At 48.9% G+C, this 23045-nt stretch carries 21 protein-coding genes; 12 read left to right on the top strand and 9 right to left on the bottom strand.

Features of this window, described 5'->3' with window-relative positions; translation table 11 throughout:
* Nucleotides 1-2 precede the first annotated feature (2 nt).
* The 6 genes from FXF61_RS09130 to rpsB all read right to left on the bottom strand — a co-directional run bounded on the left by FXF61_RS09130 (nucleotide 3) and on the right by rpsB (nucleotide 4773).
* Nucleotides 3-818 carry a phosphatidate cytidylyltransferase gene (locus tag FXF61_RS09130; protein ID WP_151184968.1) on the bottom strand — a complete coding sequence of 272 codons (816 nt, stop codon included), beginning with the start codon at nucleotides 816-818 and terminating at the stop codon, nucleotides 3-5.
* The gene (gene uppS, locus FXF61_RS09135) at nucleotides 800-1573 is read right to left on the bottom strand and encodes a polyprenyl diphosphate synthase (protein ID WP_151184969.1); all 774 of its coding nucleotides are present in this window, start codon (nucleotides 1571-1573) and stop codon (nucleotides 800-802) included. The genes FXF61_RS09130 and uppS overlap by 19 nt, the downstream gene beginning before the upstream one ends.
* A 16-nt stretch (nucleotides 1574-1589) precedes the next feature.
* Nucleotides 1590-2147: a ribosome recycling factor gene (frr, locus tag FXF61_RS09140; protein ID WP_151184970.1), complete on the bottom strand. Its 558-nt coding sequence runs from the start codon at nucleotides 2145-2147 to the stop codon at nucleotides 1590-1592.
* Nucleotides 2144-2887, bottom strand: a complete 744-nt coding sequence (gene pyrH, locus FXF61_RS09145; RefSeq protein WP_151184971.1) for a UMP kinase — start codon at nucleotides 2885-2887, stop codon at nucleotides 2144-2146. Before pyrH ends, frr begins: the two co-directional genes overlap by 4 nt.
* A 176-nt stretch (nucleotides 2888-3063) precedes the next feature.
* The gene (gene tsf / locus FXF61_RS09150) at nucleotides 3064-3933 is read right to left on the bottom strand and encodes a translation elongation factor Ts (RefSeq protein WP_151184972.1); all 870 of its coding nucleotides are present in this window, start codon (nucleotides 3931-3933) and stop codon (nucleotides 3064-3066) included.
* A 111-nt stretch (nucleotides 3934-4044) separates the two neighbouring features.
* A complete protein-coding gene (gene rpsB, locus FXF61_RS09155; RefSeq protein WP_151184973.1) occupies nucleotides 4045-4773 on the bottom strand; it encodes a 30S ribosomal protein S2 in 729 nt (242 codons plus the stop codon).
* Between the two features lie 248 nt (nucleotides 4774-5021).
* Here rpsB and xseA point away from each other — a divergent pair, with 248 nt between their 5' ends.
* The 8 genes from xseA (at nucleotide 5022) to FXF61_RS09195 (ending at nucleotide 13363) form a co-directional block, all read left to right on the top strand.
* A complete protein-coding gene (gene xseA, locus FXF61_RS09160; RefSeq protein ID WP_151184974.1) occupies nucleotides 5022-6389 on the top strand; it encodes an exodeoxyribonuclease VII large subunit in 1368 nt (455 codons plus the stop codon).
* Between the two features lie 101 nt (nucleotides 6390-6490).
* Nucleotides 6491-7747, top strand: coding sequence for a mechanosensitive ion channel family protein (locus FXF61_RS09165; RefSeq protein WP_151186058.1), 1257 nt, complete (start codon nucleotides 6491-6493; stop codon nucleotides 7745-7747).
* 97 nt (nucleotides 7748-7844) lie between these two features.
* Nucleotides 7845-8075 (top strand): PP0621 family protein, encoded by a 231-nt coding sequence (locus tag FXF61_RS09170; protein WP_151184975.1) that lies wholly within the window; start codon nucleotides 7845-7847, stop codon nucleotides 8073-8075.
* Nucleotides 8068-9663 (top strand): PAS domain-containing sensor histidine kinase, encoded by a 1596-nt coding sequence (locus FXF61_RS09175; RefSeq protein WP_151184976.1) that lies wholly within the window; start codon nucleotides 8068-8070, stop codon nucleotides 9661-9663. The genes FXF61_RS09170 and FXF61_RS09175 overlap by 8 nt, the downstream gene beginning before the upstream one ends.
* 2 nt (nucleotides 9664-9665) lie before the next feature.
* The gene (locus FXF61_RS09180) at nucleotides 9666-11033 is read left to right on the top strand and encodes a sigma-54 dependent transcriptional regulator (protein WP_151184977.1); all 1368 of its coding nucleotides are present in this window, start codon (nucleotides 9666-9668) and stop codon (nucleotides 11031-11033) included.
* Between the two features lie 35 nt (nucleotides 11034-11068).
* Complete coding sequence (locus FXF61_RS09185) at nucleotides 11069-11506, top strand: hypothetical protein (RefSeq protein WP_151184978.1); 438 nt, start codon at nucleotides 11069-11071, stop codon at nucleotides 11504-11506.
* Between the two features lie 37 nt (nucleotides 11507-11543).
* A complete protein-coding gene (locus FXF61_RS09190) occupies nucleotides 11544-11960 on the top strand; it encodes an META domain-containing protein (RefSeq protein ID WP_151186059.1) in 417 nt (138 codons plus the stop codon).
* A 113-nt stretch (nucleotides 11961-12073) separates the two neighbouring features.
* Complete coding sequence (locus FXF61_RS09195; protein WP_151184979.1) at nucleotides 12074-13363, top strand: M18 family aminopeptidase; 1290 nt, start codon at nucleotides 12074-12076, stop codon at nucleotides 13361-13363.
* A gap of 55 nt (nucleotides 13364-13418) precedes the next feature.
* Here the strand turns inward: FXF61_RS09195 and FXF61_RS09200 are convergent, their stop codons facing one another.
* The 3 genes from FXF61_RS09200 to glyA form a co-directional block, all read right to left on the bottom strand.
* Nucleotides 13419-14516: a DUF1513 domain-containing protein gene (locus FXF61_RS09200; protein WP_151184980.1), complete on the bottom strand. Its 1098-nt coding sequence runs from the start codon at nucleotides 14514-14516 to the stop codon at nucleotides 13419-13421.
* Nucleotides 14517-14518: 2 nt separating this feature from the next.
* Nucleotides 14519-15538, bottom strand: a complete 1020-nt coding sequence (locus FXF61_RS09205; RefSeq protein ID WP_151186060.1) for an imelysin family protein — start codon at nucleotides 15536-15538, stop codon at nucleotides 14519-14521.
* Between the two features lie 390 nt (nucleotides 15539-15928).
* Complete coding sequence (gene glyA, locus FXF61_RS09210; RefSeq protein WP_151184981.1) at nucleotides 15929-17182, bottom strand: serine hydroxymethyltransferase; 1254 nt, start codon at nucleotides 17180-17182, stop codon at nucleotides 15929-15931.
* A gap of 992 nt (nucleotides 17183-18174) precedes the next feature.
* Between glyA and ettA the strand changes: the two genes are divergently transcribed.
* The 4 genes from ettA to FXF61_RS09230 all read left to right on the top strand — a co-directional run bounded on the left by ettA (nucleotide 18175) and on the right by FXF61_RS09230 (nucleotide 22867).
* Nucleotides 18175-19839, top strand: coding sequence for an energy-dependent translational throttle protein EttA (gene ettA, locus FXF61_RS09215; RefSeq protein WP_151184982.1), 1665 nt, complete (start codon nucleotides 18175-18177; stop codon nucleotides 19837-19839).
* A 164-nt stretch (nucleotides 19840-20003) separates the two neighbouring features.
* The gene (gene arfA / locus FXF61_RS09220) at nucleotides 20004-20171 is read left to right on the top strand and encodes an alternative ribosome rescue factor ArfA (RefSeq protein ID WP_151184983.1); all 168 of its coding nucleotides are present in this window, start codon (nucleotides 20004-20006) and stop codon (nucleotides 20169-20171) included.
* 107 nt (nucleotides 20172-20278) lie between these two features.
* The gene (locus FXF61_RS09225; protein WP_151184984.1) at nucleotides 20279-21562 is read left to right on the top strand and encodes a lytic murein transglycosylase; all 1284 of its coding nucleotides are present in this window, start codon (nucleotides 20279-20281) and stop codon (nucleotides 21560-21562) included.
* A 225-nt stretch (nucleotides 21563-21787) separates the two neighbouring features.
* On the top strand, nucleotides 21788-22867 hold the full coding sequence (locus FXF61_RS09230; RefSeq protein ID WP_151184985.1) for a DUF2333 family protein: 1080 nt from the start codon (nucleotides 21788-21790) through the stop codon (nucleotides 22865-22867).
* Nucleotides 22868-23045 lie beyond the last annotated feature (178 nt).

The following is a 23045-nucleotide window of genomic DNA, read 5'->3' on the forward strand; positions in this document are numbered from 1 at the left end:
GCTCAAGGCAGAACCCAACCGCTAAGTAACAACAATAAAGCAAAAATTGGCGCAGCTGCAGTGAGGCTATCAATTCGATCTAAGACGCCACCATGACCCGGCAACAACTGACTGCTGTCCTTGATCCCAGCTTGCCGCTTAAACATGCTTTCAGTTAAATCGCCCAACACAGAAAATAACACCACCAGCGTAGCACCCATCAATAGAGGCAGCAGCTGGCTCAACGGAATTTGTAAATAGATGAGCAAGCCTAACGTTATGCACAAGCTGGTCAGTAAGCCACCAAACAACCCCGCCCAGCTTTTACCAGGGCTGACGCGCGGCACCATTTTACGCTTACCAAACGCACGGCCAAAGAAGTAAGCGCCAATATCAGCACCCCAAACCAGCAACATTAAACTTAAAATCAGCATATTGCCTTGCGGCAAGGCTTTTAACAGCAGCAAGCCCAAGCCTGCCGGCAGCAAGATAATTAAACCCATGATGCGCTTACCGAGGTTGCCACCCCAAAAAGCAATGCTCTTGGGGAAATTAAGCACCATAACAAGCGCAAGCAACCACCACACAGCAGCAAGATAAAGGAGCGGCATTATCAATGCACTCATTTTACTCAGCATCATTAAGGTAACAGCAACAAGCACAGCATAAGCAATACGCTGCCCTTGCGTGTGATAACCCGCTAGATGTGCCCATTCCCAACCGGCAAGCCCGACGATCACACTAATAAACGCTAAAAAAGCAAAACCTTGCAAAGCGAAAAAACCTACTAACGCCAAAGGCGCCAGCCATAAAGCGGTTATTATTCGTTGTTTGAGCATGATGTACGTCCTTCAACAGCAACTTGTTCGCTGGTTTTACCAAAACGACGCTGTCGTGATGAAAAGTCTGCCAATGCGTCACGCATCGCTTGATGCTTAAAGTCAGGCCAATATAGATTTGAGAAGTACAGCTCACTGTAGGCTAACTGCCACAATAAAAAATTGCTGATACGGCGCTCACCACCTGTACGGATACACAAATCAGGCTGTGGCTGTGGCGCCGTACTTAAACAACTCTGTAGACGTTCAGTACTGATATCTTCCGGCTCGAGCTCACCACGCTGCACTGAGCGTGCTAACTGCTGAGCAGCTTGAACAATATCCCACTGTCCACCATAGTTGGCGGCCACTTGTAAGAGAAACTTGGAGTGATGTGCAGTGCGCTGCTCGGCCTCTTCAATAGCCAATTGCAACTCAGAATGAAAGCGTGAGCGATCACCGATTATGCGCAAACGAATGCCATTTTGATCGAGTTTTTTTGATTCGCGACGTAAAGCCACTAAAAACAACTCCATCAAAGCGCCAACTTCAGCCTCTGGGCGCTGCCAATTCTCACTCGAGAAGGCAAACAAGGTCAGCACCTCAACGCCCGCCTCAGCACAGACTTCGATTACCGCTCGAACAGCATCAACGCCAGCTTTATGCCCAGCAACACCAGGTAAAAAACGCTTTTTAGCCCAGCGATTATTTCCATCCATAATAATCGCAACATGGCGCGGGACAATATCCTGCAGCGCCTGCGTTGTTTTGCTCATCACAGCAGCCTCTGTATCACACCGCCATCAAATCAGTTTCTTTCGCTGCTAACAGCTTATCAACACTATCCACCGCAGTATCAGTAAGCTTTTGGATTTCATCTGCCGCACGGCGTTCTTCGTCCTCGCTGATTTCTTTTTCTTTAACCAAGTCCTTCAGTTGCGCTAAAGCATCACGACGAATATTACGTACTGCAACACGTGCGTTCTCACTCTCTTGACGCGCTTGTCGAGTGTAGTTTTTACGTGTTTCTTCAGTTAAAGCAGGCATAGGCACACGAATGGTGGTACCTGAGGTCGCTGGATTCAATCCTAAATCAGAGACTAATATGGCTTTCTCAACCGCTTGCGTCATGCTTTTATCAAATACCGTGAGCGCCAAGGTACGTGAATCCTCAACTGTCACGTTAGCCACTTGATTCAAGGGGGTGTCGCTGCCGTAATAAGGCACCATCACTGAATCTAAAATACCTGGATGAGCACGACCTGTGCGAATTTTTGCAAAAGCAGTCTGTAGCGACTCAATCGACTTGTGCATACGCGCCTGTGCATCTTTTTTGATCTCATTGATCATTGCTTACTTTCCTCGATCAGGGTGCCTTCCGCGCCGCCTAAAACAACATTGAGCAGTGCGCCTGGCTTATTCATATTAAAAACCCGTAACGGCATATTATGATCACGGCACAAGAAAATGGCTGTTAAGTCCATTACTTCGAGCTTACGATCCAACACTTCGTCATACGTTAAGTGATCAAACTTTTCTGCGTTCGGATCTTTAAGGGGATCGGCAGTATATACGCCATCGACTTTAGTTGCCTTAAGAACTACATCAGCATTGATTTCAATTCCACGCAAGCAACCTGCCGAGTCTGTGGTAAAGAACGGGTTACCGGTACCCGCAGAAAAAATAACGACTTTCCCTTGTTTTAAATGCCCCATTGCTTTGCGGCGGTCATAATGATCAGTCACCCCAACCATAGAAATGGCCGACATCACTAAAGCAGGGATATTTGAGCGCTCCAAAGCATCACGCATCGCTAAAGAGTTCATTACTGTCGCTAACATACCCATATGGTCGCCAGTCACACGGTCCATACCGGATGCAGACAATGCAGCACCACGGAATAAGTTACCGCCACCGATCACTAAACCAACTTGCACACCAATACCAATCAACTGACCAATCTCTAAAGCCATGCGGTCCAGCACTTTAGGATCAATACCAAAATCCTCAGCGCCCATTAAGGCCTCACCACTGAGTTTTAGTAAAATTCGTTTATAGCGCGGTTGGCGTCCACCGACCTGTTGGGCCATGATCTTTATCTCCTGTGGATGTGATTTTACAGCTGTGGCGCAATCTGCCCACAGTTAACGCACGCAGTGCTGTTAATTTGCGCACATATTACAAGACAGTCGCGCAAAGGACAGTGTCTTTTTTTAAAAAAAAGGCTGCGCGCGATTGCGGGCAGCCTTTTTATCTAAGCTATTGCTTATTTTTTTGAAGCAGCTAACTGGGCAGCAACTTCTGCAGCGAAGTCAACTTCGCCACGATCAATACCTTCACCCACTTCAAAACGCACAAAAGACTCAACAGTTGCGCCCGCTTGTTTTACCAGCTGACCAACAGTGATTTCTGGGTTTTTAATGAAAGGCTGCTCAACTAAGCTCGATTCCGCCAAGAACTTCTTGATACGGCCAGCAACCATATTTTCAACGATGTTGTCTGGCTTACCTTTGATCTTTTCTTCGTTCAGCGCCATAAAGATTTCTTTTTCTTTAGCAATAGCTTCATCAGAAACCTGTGTTGGATCGAGGAACTGAGGGTTGCTGGCAGCAACGTGCATCGCAACATCTTTAGCCAGTTCAGCATCACCACCGGTCAATGCAACGACAACACCAATACGGTGTCCGTGCAGATAAGCGCCAACCACATCACCTTCAACACGCGTTAGACGGCGAATATTAACGTTCTCACCGCACTTAGCAACCAAAGCTTCACGCGCTGGTTCTTGTGCTGCAACTAGGGCAGCAACATCTAAGCTCTTATCAGCAAACGCTGCTTCCAAACTGTTCGCCACAAAACCTTTAAAGTCTTCTTGCAGAGCCAAAAAGTCTGTTTGTGAGTTCACTTCAATGATTACTGCGCTTTTGTTGTCATCAGCTACTTTAACGGCGATAGAACCTTCAGCTGCAATGTTTCCGGCTTTCTTAGCCGCTTTAATTGCACCTGCAGCACGCATGTCATCAATGGCTTTTTCGATGTCGCCGCCAGCCACTTCTAAGGCTTTTTTGCAATCCATCATGCCTTGGCCAGTACGCTCACGCAGTTCTTTTACCATAGCGGCAGTGATCTGAGTCATCTTCACAATCCTCTTAAATCAATCTATACAGCAGTTATAAACTGCATCGTAAATTAGGCAAAAAGGGGGCGCTAAGCCCCCTTTCGTGTTGCTTGTGGTGCTAGGAGAGCCTTAGCCCTCAACCACTTCAACAAACTCTTCAGCAGTTGTTGCACTGCCTTGGCGCGCGCGCAATACGCAATCAGCAGCTGTACCTAGGTACAACTGGATGGCACGGATTGCATCGTCATTACCAGGAATAATGTAATCAACACCTTCAGGGCTGCTATTGGTATCAACAACACCGATTACCGGGATACCTAGCTTGTTCGCTTCGCTAATAGCAATGCGCTCGTGATCAACGTCAACCACAAACATTGCATCAGGCAAACCGCCCATGTTTTTAATACCACCGATGCTGCGCTCTAGTTTTTCTAGATCACGCGTACGCATTAAAGCTTCTTTTTTAGTGAGCTTTTCAAAGGTGCCATCTTCTGCTTGTGTTTCTAAATCACGCAAACGCTTGATCGAATCACGGATGGTTTTGTAGTTGGTCAACATACCACCTAACCAGCGGTGATCAACATAAGGCATGTTGCAGCGTACTGCTTGCTCTTTAATAATTTTGCTGGCTGAACGCTTAGTACCAACAAATAAAATCTTGTTTTTACCTGTTGCTAATTTCTCAATGAACGACATTGCGTCATTGAACATAGGTAAGGTTTTCTCTAAGTTCACAATGTGAATCTTATTGCGCGCGCCAAAAATGTACTTACCCATTTTTGGATTCCAGTAGCGAGTTTGGTGTCCGAAGTGCACACCAGCTTTTAACATTTCGCGCATAGTGACTTGTTCAGTCATGATTATTCCTAAATAGTAATACGGGTTGGGCCTCCACATATCCCGAACTTCAACCCGAAGGCACCCAGAAATTCGTGTCGATATGTGTGTGGATTTTAAACTTCACCAGAACAAATCAAGCAAAGCGGCGCGTTTTATACCATATTAGGAACAAATAGCCAAGCCATTCGGTAAATAAAGCCAGCATTCAGTGTGCAATTATAACGACAAGCCTCGCTTATCATTTTGCCTTACTCTATTATGAGCACATGCTTACTGATCCTTTCCAGCGCCTAGGGCTTGACCGAGAAATCCTCAGCGTTAGCCAACTCAATCAACGTGCGCGCACCCTTCTCGAAGATGTTTTCCCGCACGTCTGGGTTGAGGGCGAATTGTCTAATATTGCCAGACCTGTATCAGGGCATGTGTATTTCACTTTAAAAGACCGCAATGCCCAAGTACGCTGCGCTATCTTTAGACAACAAGCCAGCCGCGTGCGCGACCTGCTGCGTGATGGCTTGCTGGTACGCGTGCGTGGTCGCGTCTCCTTATATGAGGGCCGCGGCGACTACCAGATGATTCTCGATAGCGTCGAAGCTGCCGGTGACGGTGCTTTACGCTTAGCGTTTGAAGCGCTAAAAAATGCGCTGCAAGCCGAAGGCTTATTTGCCCAAGAGCGTAAGCGTGCTTTACCACAATACCCGCAGCGGATTGGAGTGATTACCTCGCCTTCTGGCGCAGTACTGCATGATATTGTCAGTGTCTTTGCACGACGCGCACCGCATGTGCAGCTCACCCTGATTCCAACTGCAGTACAAGGCCATGCCGCTACCACTCAGATTGTTCAAGCGCTAGCCCTAGCAGATCGCGCTCAATACGATGCGCTGATTTTGGCGCGTGGCGGTGGCTCTCTGGAAGACCTTTGGTGCTTCAACGAGCAAGCAGTAGCCCGTGCCATTGCTAACTGCCAAACGCCCATTGTGAGTGCGATTGGACACGAAATAGATATCTCTATCAGTGATTTTGTTGCTGATGTACGTGCACCCACCCCCTCCGCTGCTGCTGAGCTGCTAGCGCCGGACCGCTCTGAGTTACTTCAGCAACTGCGCAACAGTGAACGCCAACTGGGCTTGCGCACCAACGAAGCGCTCACCCGCAAGCGTATCCAACTGCAACACTTGCGTCAGCGTTTACGTCATCCACGGGAACGCCTGCAGCAACACAGTCAGCGCCTCGATGATTTAAGCCTGCGTTTAACAAGGGCCATGCAGGCTTGCCTGCAACGGCGCAAGCAAAGCGTTAAGCATCTGCATGCGCGACTTGCCGTGCAACACTCGCAGGAATCAATTTCAGCATATCAACTGCAACTAAACACTTTACGGCAACGCTTGGCTCGCGCCTCAAAGTACAACTTAAATCAGGCAAAGCAGAGTCTGCACAGCTTGCTACAAACCTTACAGGCGGTCAGCCCCTTGGCGACACTGGAGCGGGGTTATAGCATTCTCAGCTCTACAGATGAACAGCAGGTCATCTCAAGCATCAACGCAGTGCAGCTTGGGCAAACGCTGCACGCGCGCTTAGCCGATGGTTACTTAACCTTGCGTATAGAAGATATAACCGCAAAACAAAACAATTAGTAAGACAGCAACTCAACTTGGCCCTCTTTACCTAACAGTGCTAAGTATTCGTTTTTAAAGGAGGCACCATGCAAAAAGAAACGTTATCTATACAGGAAGGCATGCAAGAAGAAGTGTTGTCTTGGCTCGCAGTTTTCAACCAATACCCACAGCTAGAAACACTGGTTGCCGTACTGGTTTTAATATTAATCGCAGGACTTGCCAACTGGCTGGTTAAACATGTTTTAGTGCGTGGCTTTTACACTGTATTGGGCCGTATAGGCGGCGCGCAGACACAAGACTTTGGTGTTGTTAAGCGTTTATCACATATCGTGCCTGCCTTAATTATCTCTTCCAGTGTAGGCATCATACCCGGCTTACCTGATGCGGCCGTGGCTGTGGTTAAAAATGTTACTGGCGGTTTTATAATTCTCACCATTGCTCTAGCCTTAGGTGCCATATTAGAAGTCGTTAACCTGCTGTACATGCGCCGCAGAAACGCTTATCTGAAGCCGATCAAGGGTTATATTCAAGTTATTAAAATCGTTATCTATGCGATTGCCAGCATTCTAATTGTCGCCACCCTCATTGATCGATCACCGCTGATCCTGCTATCCGGTCTGGGTGCGATGGCGGCAGTGTTAATGTTGATTTTCCAAGACACTCTGCTGTCTTTGGTGGCAAGCGTACAAATATCCTCTGGCGACTTGATTCGTGTAGGCGACTGGGTTGAAATGCCACAACTCAATGCCGATGGTGATGTGATTGATATTGCTCTGCACACGGTAAAAATCCAGAATTTTGATAAGACCATCACCACCATCCCCACCAAACGCTTCATCAGTGACTCATTTAAAAACTGGCGTGGCATGCAAGAAAGCGGTGGCCGCCGGATCAAACGCAGCCTATTTATTGACCAACACAGCATTCACTTCTTAAGCAAAGAAGAACTTGAACACTTGAAGCGTTTTAACCTGCTAGACGGCTATTTTGATAACAAAATTAATGAGCTGAACAAGTGGAATGAAGCGCATGTAAAATCACGCAGCGGGGATTCTTTAGACTCGCGCAGGCTCACTAATATTGGCACATTCAGAGCTTACATTGATTTTTATATTCGCAACCACCCTGGTATCCACCAGCATGGCATGACTTTAATGGTACGCCAGCTCAGCCCTACTTCAGAAGGTTTGCCAATAGAGATTTACTGCTTTACCAATACCGTTATTTGGACAGAGTACGAGGGTATTCAGTCAGATATTTTTGACCACCTATTGGCTATTGCACCTGAATTTAACTTGCGCGTCTACCAAGCGCCGAGCGGCTCAGACATGCGTGCCCTAGGTCAACAGTTCAGTGCTAAGCAGCAGAGCCTATAAATCGCGCAAGAGCCCGCCAAGGATGGCACGCTCCATGCAAAAAACAGGTACACTTAGCGCCTTTAATCCACTGTCTATGTGACCAAGGAGCAGCGCGATGGGCTTACCTCGTTTAATTATACTGGGCATTATTATTGGTCTAGGCATATGGCTGTGGCGCCGCTTAAACAGCAGTATCGGCAGCAGCAAAAAAAACTCGCCGGTATTAAGTATGGTACGTTGCGCGCATTGTCACGTGCATTTACCAGAAAACCGCGCCATCCAAGACAAACAGCTCTGGTATTGCAGCACAGCACACCTGCAACAAGGGCCCAAAGCCCGTGACTAACAGCAACCTCGCTGTATCAGGTCAGCAAGGGCAGCGCATCTTGCGTCTGTACCATCTGTACCGCTTATTGATTGGCTTTGCTTTAGTGCTACTAATTGCCAGTGATTTAGATGGGCATTTGCTTGAAATAACCCATAGTCAACTGTTTCATTACAGCAGCTGGACTTACCTTATTGTCAATATAATCGCTACCGCCAGCATGCATAACACTGAGCGTTTGCTGCCTGTATTTACCCTAGCGTTATTTGATGTGGCACAACTGAGTTTATTATTCTACGCAGCGGGTGGAACACCCAGCGGCATTGGCAATCTGATTATTGTTGCTGTTGCCGTCGCCAATATTTTATTACGTGGACGTATCGGCCTGCTAATTGCAGCAATGGCCGCCACCGGCATTATTTATCTGACATTTTACTTAAGCCTGTCTAACCCAGCAGCCAGCAACCAATATATGCAGGCGGGCATCCTCGGCACGCTATGTTTTGCCGCCGCACTTTTTGTTCAAGACATCAGTCGTCGCTTGCGTGCCAGTGAATATTTAGCAAAACAACGCGCTAATGTTGTCGCCAATTTAGAAGAGCTCAATGCGCTGATTATTCAGCGTATGCGCACCGGTATTTTAGTGCTGGATGCTAAGCATCGCGTATTACAGGCCAATCAAGCAGCCTTAAGCATGATTGGTTGTGAGAAGCTGCTAGGACGCCCCCTCAAGCCACACTTTCCCGCTTTAATAAAAAGCTTAGCGCAATGGCAGAGCAACCCATCTTTGCGCAGCAACCCCATTCAATCGATGACCAGCGGCACGCAACTGCAAGCGAACTTCGCCAAACTGGAAAACAATCAGAATGGGCAAATACTGGTTTTTTTAGAAGACAGCTCACAACTCAACCAGCAAGCGCAGCAACTCAAACTGGTCGCTCTAGGTCGCCTAACGGCTGGAATTGCTCACGAAATACGCAACCCCTTAGGCGCAATCAGCCATGCTGCGCAATTGCTGCACGAATCAAGTCATCTCGATAGCGCCGACCTGCGCTTAACACAAATTATTCAAGACCAATCACGGCGCATGAATACCGTAATTGAAAATGTTCTACAACTGTCAAGACAACGCCAAGCGGAACCGCAGCTGCTTGACTTGAAATATTGGCTGCATCGCTTTGTTAGCGAATTTAGAGATAAAACCACACCCAATAGGATACTGCACCTCACCACTAAAGGCCGTAGTTTACAAACCCATATGGATCCACACCAACTTGATCAAGTGCTGATGAACTTAGTCGAAAACGGCATGCGCTACAGCAGCAAACTCAACGCACAAAGCCAGGTTTGGCTGCACCTTTACCGCCACCCCACAACAGATTTACCCACACTAGAAGTCCATGACGACGGCCCTGGCGTCGCCCTTGAAGATCAACACAATCTTTTTGAGCCTTTTTTTACTACTGAAAACAAGGGTACCGGACTGGGCTTGTATATTTCCCGCGAACTCTGTGAAAGTAACCAAGCCCATTTAGACTTTGCCCCCCGTGAAAACGGCGGCAGCTGCTTTAGAATAACCTTTGCCCACTCGCATAAATTGAGCGCATAACGATGAGCCAACAAACAGCCCTGATCATTGATGACGAGCCGGATATCCGTGAACTGTTAGAGATCACCCTCGGTCGTATGAATCTGCGCACACGCAGTGCTTGCAATGTCAAAGAGGCCTATCAGTGGCTGGCTCGCGAACATTTTGACTTATGTTTAACTGATATGCGCCTGCCTGACGGCACGGGCTTAGATATCATTGAGTTTGTACAAAAAAACCATAGCCATACCCCGATTGCTATGATTACCGCCTATGGCTGCATAGAAACGGCCACACAAGCTCTTAAGGCCGGCGCCTTTGACTTTATTACTAAGCCTGTTGATTTAGAACGTCTGCGCGAACTGGTCAGTAGCGCACTGCGCCTAGGCGAAGCTGATACCGCGGTCCAGATTACTGAAGGCCCCTTGCTCGGCCACTCAGTCCCCATGCAAAAATTACGCAATAAAATTGATAAGCTGGCCCGCAGTCAAGCTCCAGTGTACATCAGTGGCGAGTCCGGCAGCGGTAAAGAGTTAGTCGCACGGCAAATCCACTTACAAGGCTCACGCGCCAAACAACCCTTTATTCCAGTTAACTGTGGCGCCATTCCCACTGAACTGATGGAAAGTGAGTTTTTTGGGCATAAAAAAGGCAGCTTTAGCGGTGCTAACGAGGACAAGCCCGGCCTATTTCAAGCAGCCCATGGCGGCACCTTATTTTTAGATGAAGTGGCTGATCTGCCGTTATCCATGCAAGTAAAATTGTTACGTGCTCTGCAAGAAAAAGCCATTCGACCCGTCGGCAGCCAACAAGAACACCTGGTTGATGTACGCATTTTAAGCGCGACACATAAAAACCTTAACCATGAGGTTGCCCACGAACGCTTTCGCCAAGACCTCTATTACCGCCTAAATGTGATTGAACTAGCGGTCCCGCCACTGCGTGAGCGCCCTGAAGACATCGAACTGCTCAGCGAATCCATTCTCAAGCGTTTAAGCGCTGACTCTACTGCGGTTCACTTGCATCCTGATGCGCTGCTCAAACTGCAAAGCTACAGCTTTTCTGGCAATGTGCGCGAACTGGAAAACATGCTAGAGCGTGCTTATACCTTGGCTGATGGTGAATATATTCACGCTCACGATCTACAATTTCAGCATGCAGCACTGCTCAAAACACAGGTTGCTAGCCAGCACAGTCAGTCCGCACCTCCCCAACCCGAGCATTCGTTAGAGCATGTTGATAATTTAGAAGGACACCTTGAAGACATTGAGCGCAAGTTGATCACTCAGGCTCTTGAAGAAACGCGCTGGAATCGAACCGCGGCAGCGCAGCGTTTAGGCTTAAGTTTCCGCTCACTGCGCTACCGCTTAAAAAAGCTCGGCATTGATTAAGCTGTGCACACTGTATTTCTACCTTGGAGACCGGCATGGCCGAACATGACTTTCGCTACACCTTACTCAACCCACAGCACACACTTACTGAGTGCCGCGCTTTATCTCCCGGTCAATATCAAGTCACTGGGCAAGGCGGCTCTATACAAGTGGGCGATACACTGCAAGTGACGCTCAAGGGTAGCAAATCACTGAGCATGCGCTTGCAGGTCAACAAAGTACGCCACTTAATTAACCCGCCTGGGCAATGGACTGCTGTGGCCAGCGGCCCGGTATTTAAAGAGCTGGCGATCCATACCTGGCAAGTGCAGTGTGATGGCTGTGGCAGCTTGCTCGCCTTAGAGTTTGCGGTGGATGCCAGCCTTGGTAACGCCGCTAAACAAGCTGCCGCCGAGCAACGCTTGCTAGAGCTGGGCTGGATGAATCGTGATGGCCGCCATTTATGCCGCTCATGCCAGCAATCTGAAGCCTAATCATGAAACAGCCACTGCACTGTGGAGCACCACTGCAATGAAAAAAATACTGCTTATCAGCTGCGCAGCCGCACTCAGTGCTTGCCGTAGCCTGCCTGAACCACAACTGCAACTGCAGAGCACACAAAGTTATCAAGTTGAGTGGATTGGCGAGCGCCCGCTGATTGACAGAAGTATGCTAACTTTAACCCTAGTTGATCAGCAGCGCGCTGCTGGCCTAGCCGGCTGTAACAATTGGATGGCAGAGTACCAGCTCAGCGGCAATCAGTTCAGTCTGCACAATATCGCCACCACACGTAAGCTCTGCGCTCCCGCGCTGATGGAACAGGAGCAACGCTTTTTAGCCGCTTTAGCAAATGTTCAACGCTGGTCCTTTGCAGAGCATCAACAATTATTACTATGGCCGGCGACAGGCGCACCGATCAAACTTTGGCCTATAGAGCACAATCAGTAAGTCGCCATCATTACTAGCTGATAGCCCTATTCATATGGGCTCGCGGGCCACATATCGCCTCGCCGCATCAATAGTGCTAAACTTTTGCAATTGTTTTAATTGCCGGAGTTATCATGCATAGCACGCCCAGCCAGGGTTTATTGGATTTCCTACAGCGCTCACCAAGCCCCTTTCACGCCACTCAAAGTATCTGCCAAGCCTTGCAAGAGGCTGGTTATGAGGCCTTGGATGAGCGGGAAACATGGCAGCTCAAGCCGCAAGGGCGCTATTATGTAACCCGTAACGACTCCTCAATTATTGCAATCCAATTGGGCAAAAACGACCCAGTCGAGCACGGCATGCGCATGCTTGGCGCGCACACCGACAGCCCTTGTTTAAAGGTTAAGCCACAGCCTGAGCTATCCTGCCACGGTTATTGGCAGCTAGGCGTTGAAGTCTATGGTGGCGTACTACTGCACCCCTGGTTTGACCGGGATTTATCTCTAGCTGGCCGAGTAACCTTTAAACAAAACGGACAATTGCACAGCCGTTTAATTGATTTCAAACAGGCGATTGCCACCATTCCTAACTTGGCTATTCACCTCAACCGTGAAGCCAATAGCGGCTGGACGATTAACGCGCAAACAGAATTACCACCGATCTTGGCACAGCTGCACGCTGATGAAAGTAAAGATTTGCGCGCCCTGCTAGCCGAACAACTGCAGCGCGAGCACGGCCTCACTGAGGTCAGCGTGCTGGATTACGAGCTGTGCTTTTATGACAGCCAGCCTGCTGCAGTCATTGGTTTAAGCCATGATTTTATCGCCGGTGCACGCTTAGACAACTTGTTATCTTGCTATGCTGGCTTACACGCACTGCTCAACAGTGATGATGAGTACACGCAAGTTTTGGTGTGCACTGACCACGAAGAAGTGGGCTCCAATTCTGCCTGCGGTGCCGATGGGCCGTTTTTGGAACAGGTACTGCGCCGTGTGCTGGAGTCAGAAGAGGATTTTGTTCGTTGTCTGCAAAACTCTCTGTTAATTTCTGCCGATAACGCGCACGGCATTCACCCTAACTATGCCGACAAGCATGACGGCAATCATGGCCCGCTGCTCAATCAAGGCCCAGTAATCAAAGTCAACGCCAACCAGCGTTATGCCACCAACAGCGAAACCTCAAGTTTTTTTAAGCTGCTCTGCCAACAAGCCGACGTACCTGTGCAAAGCTTTGTTACGCGCAGCGACTTAGGTTGCGGCTCGACCATTGGCCCTATTACTGCCGGTCAGCTCGGCGTACAAACCATTGATATTGGCGTACCCACCTTTGCTATGCACTCGATTCGAGAACTGGCAGGCAGCCATGACTTGGCGTATTTGATTAAGGTATTGCAAGGCTTTTATAACAGCCCACAGCTGCCCTAACCGAGCAGTGATAGCGTTCTGCGGTGCAGCCGATAAAACTGCTCCGCATACCGCATCACACTAATACTGCGTGATTATCCCACAAGCCTGCAGGCATATTTAACGCGTGCATGCTGATTTTTTCTGTACGGCAATCATAAGCGCGGCAGCGGCCCACACCCGTGGTCACGACAAAACCCTCGCTGCTGGCCGCCACACCAGCGCAATCAGGAAATGGCGCATCCAAACGTAATTCAGCACTGTCTAAATCCCAGATAAACACACGACCACCGCGCGGAGCCGTCATCGCCACTAAGCGCAAGTCATCATGGATCGCGACACTGGCGGCGTATTGCTGCATCTTGCTGCGTTGTTGCTCTGCCACAGGAAACACTGCCAAGGCTTGCTGCGGGCGCTTAACCGCCAACAAATCTATGCGCTCTTGCTGACGCCCTTGATATTGCTGCACGGCAATCACGGTACCATCGCGCGCTACGGCTAAATGACGAATGCTGTTCATTGAGTCAGCCAGCACTTCTTTGCTCAAGCATTCACCGTCTGTGCCCATCAGCACTAGACTCGGCTCCATGGCATCCAGATTCAGCTCTTCGCGGCTGCCAGATTCGGTGCGAATACCGCCGTTGGCCACCACCAAAGTTTTGCCATCTGGCATCCACAATAGTTGATGCGGGCCAACACCATGGCTTGATAACTCCGTTGTACGCTGCATCTGCTGCGTCGCCGTCAACTGCCACACACCAATCACCCCGCGCCCAGGCTCATCGGTATCATTCTCTGTGCTGTACAAGCGCTCACCGCGTGCATCAAATACCGCGTGACCTTGAAAATGGCGATTCGTCGGCGTGCTAAAGGTTTGCAGCAGCTGCCCTGTTTGTAAATCCAAGAGGTAACTTTCAGTTGCGGGTCTGCGCCCGACAAACACCGCCAGCGGTAAAGATGGGTGCATACAAATATCATGACAGCGTTCACTGACTTGGGTAGCAAACACTTTCTCACCAGAAAGCGTATAAGCAACGGCAAAGTGTTGACCAGCAGCATTATCGCGCGCAGACAATAGCAGCGGCTGACGCCCCTGCGGCCATAAGCGCCAGCCCACAACAGCAGTACCGGCTAGGGCTGCCAACCCGGCAGCTAAAAATGTGCGACGTTGCATACTCAATCACCATCGTTGGCATTAAAGCCCAGTTGTACACCCAAGGCGAGCGTCAGCTCGTCTTCATGCAGACGATGGACTCGATCAAAACTTTCATACAGCTTAAACAAGGCTTGGCGCTGCTGTTCATCGCCGAGCAAGACGGTTAGCGGCTGTTTAAAAGCCGCCAACTCGTTCTGTGCTTGCAAGTAGGCCGCATCAATTTGTTTAATCAGATCCGCATGCTCAGCGCCCAATAAGCTGCGCAATGCATGCTGATCAACGCCCTGCCACAGGGCTAAGGCACTGCTTAACTCAGCAGATAAATTATTCAAAGACGCCTGGCTGCGCCACGACTGTGCTTGATGCGGCTGAACACTATCTTTCTCGCTGCGTCCCAGCGGTGTACCCAGCTTTTTCTTTAGACCATCAAGGCTGATCACTTGCGCTTGCAGGATGGCGGTCAATGCTTCCAGCGGCTCAGCATAACGCTGATTGGGGAACTCAGTTAATTGCGCCAGCATGCCTTCATTGCCTTGCCATTGGCTGATAACGTCATCAGCAAGTTGTTGCTGATTGACCGCAATCTGCTGTAATAGAGGGCAATAGCGCTGTTTGTGCGACGCCTCGGTAAAATCAACATCTTGATCAAACAGCAAGTATTCATACGCACTTAAGCCCTGAACCACCACGCTGCCGCTCTGTACATCAGCCAGTGTGTGTTCGGGGTTGGCTTTTAGAAACTGTTTGACTTGGCGCGCCACTAAGTTTTTCTTATCAGGCCAAAACTGTACTTGCCAAGCACGATTACCTTCATTGAGCGGGCCAATCAATAATGGCTGCAACGCCGCCCAAGCATGCTGCGCCTGCAAGAAATCAGCGCGCGTTTGCTCAAGGCTCTGCTCAGCCTGACAAAAAGCTTGAGCGCTGCTAGCCAACTGTTGATTGCTCGCTTGCCATTGCTGATGCGCTTGATAAATCACCTGCTCACCCAGTGCTGCACTGGTTTGCTGATAAGGATCTTGGCTGCTAGAGCACGCCATTAAGCTGATTCCAGCCAGTGCATAAACTATTTTTTTCAACACAGTGCATACCTAAAGAGGGTTAAGGAAAATCAAACAGGCTTAGCGTTGATGTGAGCACATAAAAGCACGCACCAGTAAAACCTTTCTGGTTAGAGCAGTAGAGATCTGATATCTCGGAGCCAACAAAATCAGGCGACAATAATGCGAAAGATTTGCATTCAACGCAAAGGTTTTTTCTAATTTTTCTTGTTTTTCTAGTGACACATTATCCGCCGCTGCTATCACTATCGGCTTGCGGCAGCGCGCAACAGCTGTGGCAGTTATTATTTGGCAGCCATAAAAAACCCCAAAAAGTTAGTCAATCTTTTTGGGGTCAGTTCAGAAGCTGGGTTTTTATCAAACAATAACTTAGTTAACGTATACAGGGTGCTTTGCACAGACTGCGAGTACTTTCTCACGTACCGCATCAATCACCGAGGTGTCACCCATATTGTCGAGAATATCGCAAATCCAGCCAGCCAGCTCACGGCACTCTGCTTCTTTAAAGCCGCGCGTGGTGATTGCTGGTGTTCCAATTCGCAGACCCGACGTAACAAAAGGTGAGCGTGGATCGTTGGGTACAGAGTTTTTGTTCACAGTGATAAAGGCTTCGCCTAATGCCGCATCTGCATCTTTACCGGTGATATCTTGCTTGATCAATGACACAAGGAACAGGTGATTAAAAGTACTGCCAGAAATCACATCAAAGCCACGATCCATAAACACCTTAACCATCGTTTGTGCATTCTTGACCACTTGCTCTTGATACACCTTAAACTCAGGCTGTAATGCTTCTTTAAAGCAAATCGCTTTACCAGCAATCACGTGCTCAAGTGGACCACCTTGAGTGCCGGGGAACACTGCTGAGTTGAGTTTTTTCTCAATCACTTCGTTAGCACGCGCAAGAATCAAACCACCACGTGGGCCACGCAAGGTTTTGTGCGTAGTGGTGGTCACCACATCAGCGTATGGCACTGGGTTCGGGTAAATACCTGCAGCAACCAAACCAGCAACGTGGGCCATATCAACAAACAGGTAGGCGCCAACTTTGTCAGCAATTTCACGGAAGCGTGGGAAATCCAGCACCTGCGAGTACGCTGAGAAGCCAGCAATAATCATTTTTGGTTTGTGCTCTAAAGCCAAACGCTCAACTTCGTCGTAGTCGATCATGCCGGCATCATCAACACCGTACTGAATGGCGTTATAAAGCTTGCCTGAAGAGCTAACGCTTGAGCCGTGGGTCAAGTGACCACCGTGCGCCAAACTCATACCTAAGATGGTATCGCCCCCTTCTAATAAAGCTAAGAATACCGCTGCGTTTGCTTGTGAACCAGCATGGGGCTGAACGTTGGCGTAATCAGCACCAAACAGTTCTTTCGCGCGATCAATCGCCAACTGCTCGATAATATCGACGTACTCACAACCACCGTAGTAGCGCTTTCCTGGGTAGCCTTCGGCGTACTTATTGGTCAGCACAGAGCCTTGTGCCTCCATTACCGCAGGGCTGGTGTAGTTTTCAGATGCAATCAGCTCAATGTGCTCTTCTTGGCGCTGGGCTTCTTTCTCCATCGCATCAAAAAGTTCGGCGTCAAATCGGGCAATAGTCAAATCACGGCTGAACATAGCGGTCCTCATGGAATCAACAAGGCTAATAAAATAGATAAGATCGGATTCTACATTATCTGAACGGCCATAGCACATGAAAGGCTATCACTCTGACAATAAGTCTTGCTCACGCAGTGTTTATCATACAAAACAACCCTCTTTTATTGTTCTCAAGAATCAAGCGCATCAGGAATAATTTGTATATGCCGCTCCTATGAAAACCTTAAAGCATTATTCGCGCATGTTGCAGCGTGCAAGTGTTGTTCTTCCCTTAACACGCCATCCTGGCGTGATGCGGGCGCTACGCCATCCCTGGCTTCGCTCGCCACAACACCTGCACACTGCAGTTGATCATTGATGTTGTTTTCAAGTCTGTAGCATGGCTCGTTTAAAGCAGGAGCATTGATCTGCGCTAGGGTTTGCTCATCTTATAAAAACTTAAGCCAGCACAGCCAAGAGCAAACCTTAGAGTTCAGAGCCAGAGTCAAAGCCAGAACCAGAACCAGAACAAAAAATCACCCACCAAACTTAACATGTAAACACAAAGCTTCCAGATACAGATGAGCCCTATATCAATCTTAATAACAACACCGATGATCAACGAGTGCTTCGGGGTTGGTGTGACAAGCGAAGCCAAGGATGGCGCAGCGCCGGAGTTGAACCCAGGATGGGTTCATCGACGGAAAAACACCTACCCCGAAGTACGGTATGCCACGCAAGAGCTATTAAAACCGACAAACAGCCCCAAAAGTACGCTATACCACGCACAAGCTATTAAAAACCAACAAACAAACACCCGAGTACGCTAAGCACCACACAAACTATTAAAAACTGACGAATAAAAACCAATTGTGAAACACAGCATGCTACAGGCTTAAGTTGTTAAATAGATGTATGCCTGAAGGCTGCTTAATAGCCCATAAAACGCTACAATAGCTGCACTTTTATGGTGGGCCTTTTAGCAATAGAGACAAGACCAACCACTTCACCTCTAATTATTCAGGTAACTCATGTCACAGTATGTTTTCACGATGCACCGCCTCGGCAAAGTTGTGCCGCCTAAACGCGAAATTTTAAAAGATATTTCTCTGTCCTTTTACCCAGGCGCAAAAATTGGTGTGCTGGGTTTAAACGGCTCAGGTAAATCTACACTGCTGCGCATTATGGCCGGCGTTGACACCGAATTTAACGGTGAGGCACGCCCCATGCCCGGCTTAAACATCGGCTACTTACCGCAAGAACCACAGCTCGAACCAGAAAAAACCGTGCGCGAAATCGTCGAAGAAGCATTAGGCGAAGTTAAAGCAGCGCAACAGCGTTTAGATGAAGTCTATGCCGCCTATGCTGAGCCCGACGCAGACTTTGATGCGCTAGCCACCGAGCAAGCAAAGCTCGAAGCCATCATCCAAGCCAGCGACGGTCATAACATTGAGCGCCAACTCGAAGTCGCTGCTGATGCCCTGCGCCTACCGCCTTGGGATGCCAAAATTGAATTCTTATCCGGTGGTGAAAAACGCCGCGTGGCTCTGTGTCGCTTATTATTGTCAGCCCCAGATATGTTGCTACTTGATGAGCCAACCAACCACTTGGATGCGGACTCAGTAGCTTGGCTTGAGCGTTTCTTACATGATTTCACCGGCACTGTGGTGGCGATTACCCACGACCGCTACTTCCTAGATAACGTTGCAGGCTGGATTCTTGAGCTGGATCGCGGCCAAGGCATTCCCTTTGAAGGCAATTATTCACAATGGCTGGAAGCCAAGGCCGCTCGTTTAAGCCAAGAAGCTAAACAAGAGTCCTCGCACAACAAAGCCATGAAGGCCGAGCTTGAGTGGGTACGCCAAGGCGCTAAAGGCCGTCAAGCCAAATCCAAAGCCCGCTTATCACGCTTTGAAGAAATGCAATCGCAAGAATTCCAAAAGCGTAGCGAAACCAACGAAATTTACATCCCAGCTGGCGAGCGCTTAGGTGATCAAGTCATCGAAGTTAATGGCGTCAGCAAAGCCTACGGTGATCGCGTACTGATTGATGACTTGTCCTTTACCGTACCCAAAGGTGCCATTGTTGGCGTGATTGGCGGTAACGGCGCGGGTAAATCCACCCTGTTTCGCATGATCATGGGCACCGAACAGCCGGATTCAGGTGAAATCGTCATCGGCGACAGCGTGCAACTGGCCAGTGTTGATCAGCAACGTGACAACCTTGACGGCTCAAAAACTGTTTGGGAACAAATCTCTGACGGTTACGACATGATTAAAGTCGGTAACTACGAAGTGCCATCACGGGGTTACGTGGGTCGTTTTAACTTTAAAGGTTCAGATCAGCAAAAGTTTGTTAAGGACTTATCCGGTGGTGAGCGCGGCCGCCTACACTTGGCCATGACCCTCAAGCAAGGTGCCAACGTTTTGCTACTCGATGAGCCGTCCAACGACCTCGATGTGGAAACCTTACGCGCACTGGAAGAAGCCCTGCTGGATTTTCCAGGCTCGGCTATTGTGATTTCGCATGACCGCTGGTTTCTTGACCGCATTGCGACACACATTTTGTCGTATGAAGATGACTCCAGCGTGGTGTTCTTTGAAGGCAACTACACAGAATACGAAGCGGACCGCAAAAAACGTTTGGGCGATGCTGCTGCACAGCCTAAACGCGTGCGCTACAAGCGCTTAGCGTAAACACGCAACTATTTTTATCAGACAGGCTGCACTTTTCTCAGTGCAGCCTGTCTGATAATAAACCTAAAGAAAACACTGGACATCCATACAATAGAATAGAATACTTAACGGCACTTAAAAGTGCTTAACAACCCACACGAGCGAGTGCTCGCAAGGAGTAGACAATGAGTCAGCGTTCTGAAAAACGCACCAATAAAGCCAAATCCATTGTTGCCCAGCCATTGTTTCGCAGCCGCCAAGAGCAACCTAAAAAAGGCAAAGGCAGCTACCGCCGCAACAACAAAGCCTCTCGGTTTAATAGCCCAGAGGCTTTTTTATTTTTGGCTGCTTAATATTGGCGTTGCTTTAGTCTACCCGCCCACTTTATCCTTCTTAACCTGAATTTATATTACCGCTCAGCATGCTAAAGTTGAGCCCTAAGTTATCTTTGAGACGTCCCATGCTTGAGCGCTTATTTTCTTGTTTTGCTGTGATCCTCATTGGCCTATTTAGTAACCAAGTGAGTGCCAGCAGCCCTGCTCAGCCGATGGCTGCGCATGACTCAGTTTCAGTCTCAGCAGATACAACTGCAGTCATTGCTCGGCAAAGCTTTGCTGACTGGCGCGCGGACTTGCGTACACAAGCCATCAGCGAAGGTGTTAGTCCATTATTGTTTGAGCAAGTATTTGCAGGCCTCACCCCCGACCCGCAAGTGATATCTGCTGATCAAAGTCAGCCTGAATTTAGCCGCCCCGTTTGGGAATATTTAGACAGCGCAGTTTCATCATGGCGTGTCGCACGCGGTAAAGCGCTGCTGGCTGAGCATGCAAAAACCTTACAAGACATCGAAGCACGCTACCAAGTTGAGCCCAGCATTTTAGTGGCCGTGTGGGGTATGGAAAGCAGTTTTGGTCGGCAAATCGGTAGTAAAAGCGTGATTCGCTCACTGGCCACGTTAGCCTATGAAGGCCGCCGTAACGCATTTTGGCGCAGTCAGTTGATTGCTGCTCTGCAAATCCTCGAAGATGGCGATATCAGCTCCAGCGGCATGATTGGCTCTTGGGCTGGCGCAATGGGGCAAACGCAGTTTATGCCAACCACCTACCGTCAATATGCAGTAGATTTTACTGGCGATGGTCGCCGTGATATCTGGAGCTCTAGCGCTGATGCCCTAGCCTCAGCCGCAAACTATTTGAGCTTATCCGGCTGGCAGCATGAGCAGCCCTGGGGATTTGAGGTGCAATTGCCAGCGCGCGCTTTTGACTACGCACAAGCAGATGGCCAACAAAGCAAAACCCTTGAACAATGGTTTGCTGCAGGACTAACGGCACGTGATCCGGTTGATCAGCAGCACCTGCAACACCCCGCCACTTTATTTTTGCCCAGCGGCTACCAAGGCCCAGCTTATCTGCTGCTAGACAATTTTCGCAGTATTTTGAAATACAACAACTCGTCATCGTATGCGCTAGCCATTGGTTTGCTATCCAATGCACTTAACGGCGACTATCGTGCTCCCGCCGCTTGGCCTAAGCACGATCGAATGCTCAGCCGCACAGAACGCGTCGAGCTGCAAACACTACTCAACCAGCTGGGTTTCCCTAGTGGTCAGCCTGACGGTATTATCGGAGTGAACTCTCGCCAAGCGGTGCGCAGCTTCCAGCAAGCTCAAGGCTTACCCGCAGATGGTTACACTAACGAAGCCTTGCTGGAAAAATTACGCCAAGCAGCACATAAAGCTCTGTAGCCTATGAGTTGACGCAATTGCCTTTAAAGCAACAGCAGCTGATACGGCGCTGCAATCTCTGCAGCTCTAGGCATTGTCTAATCAACATAATTGTTTAACCCCCAGCTGTTGCGGCAATTGTTCTGGCTTAGCCTGCACAAGAGCTATGCCATGCTTTATAGTACACTTCACACACACAGCAGTAGGCTACAGGCTGTTAATCAAGCACAATAAAAGGGCCCACGCATGCTCAATTGGAAAAAACGTACACAAGACGCACACGATCAAGTGAGTGAGTCTGTCGATGACGCTAAAAGCTACCTCGGAAGCATTTGGTTCAGCCGCTCGGTGCTGACGGTTGTTAGTGTTTACCTGTTAGGAACGCTCATCATAGGTTGGTATTGGAGCCAAGAGCCTGACTTTTTCTCGGTGCAAGAACATACACAAGAAACAGCTGAGCAATCACAGCAAGCCATAGTCACTGGTTATACAACAGTTGTCACCCTTAAGAAGGTCGCATCAACACTGCTAGACAAGCCCGGTGGTTATTTAACCAATGACGTTACTCCACCCGGTATTTGGCTCGATAATATGCCGTCATGGGAATACGGTGCGTTAGTGCAAGTTCGTGATTTATCGCGCGCCTTACGCAAAGACTTTGCCCGCTCACAATCGCAATCCACTGAAGACGCAGATCTAGCTAAAGCTGAGCCACGCTTTAACTTTGATAATAAAAGCTGGGTGCTACCTGCCACGGAAGATGAGTACCGCTTGGCGATTAAGTCTCTTGACCGCTACTTAAAACGCTTAAGCGATCCTGAAGTAACCAACACGCAGTTTTATGCTCGCGCCGATAATTTAAATAACTGGCTTGGCGATGTTGCTACCCGCCTCGGCTCACTGTCACAACGCCTCTCGGCCAGCGTCGGTAAAATTCGTCTTAATATGGATAACGATCCAGAAAGCGGCCTCTCAATTGATGGCACACCGGCAACCCAATCAGGCGAAGAAGAGATCGTTAAAACCCCTTGGTTGCAAATTGATAACGTATTTTATGAAGCACGCGGTCAAGCATGGGCGCTCTCGCACTTTTTACGCGCTATTGAAATTGATTTTGCCGATGTCATTGCTAAAAAGAATGCCACCATTAGCGTTCGCCAAATCATTCGTGAGCTAGAGTCTGCACAAGAACCCCTATGGAGCCCAATGGTTCTCAATGGTGACGGCTTTGGTGTTTTAGCCAACCATTCATTGGTTATGGCCAACTATATTTCACGCGCCAATGCTGCCATTATCGAGCTGCGCCAACTGCTGTCTCAAGGCTAACCCCTTTTCTTGCTATAAAGTCCTGTTGCACTAGACAACAGGGCTTTACTTGCCCTGCAATTAAATACGATGCACAAACCCTTGGCCGCTGTTAGTCAAACGGATTGTTTAAGCGCCATCGACTCCCCATCTCTGCTACTCAACATTATTTGTATATTTAAAAATCACTTACTGATGC

Source organism: Pseudomonas sp. C27(2019) (assembly GCF_008807395.1).
Taxonomy (GTDB): Bacteria; Pseudomonadota; Gammaproteobacteria; order Pseudomonadales; family Pseudomonadaceae; genus Denitrificimonas.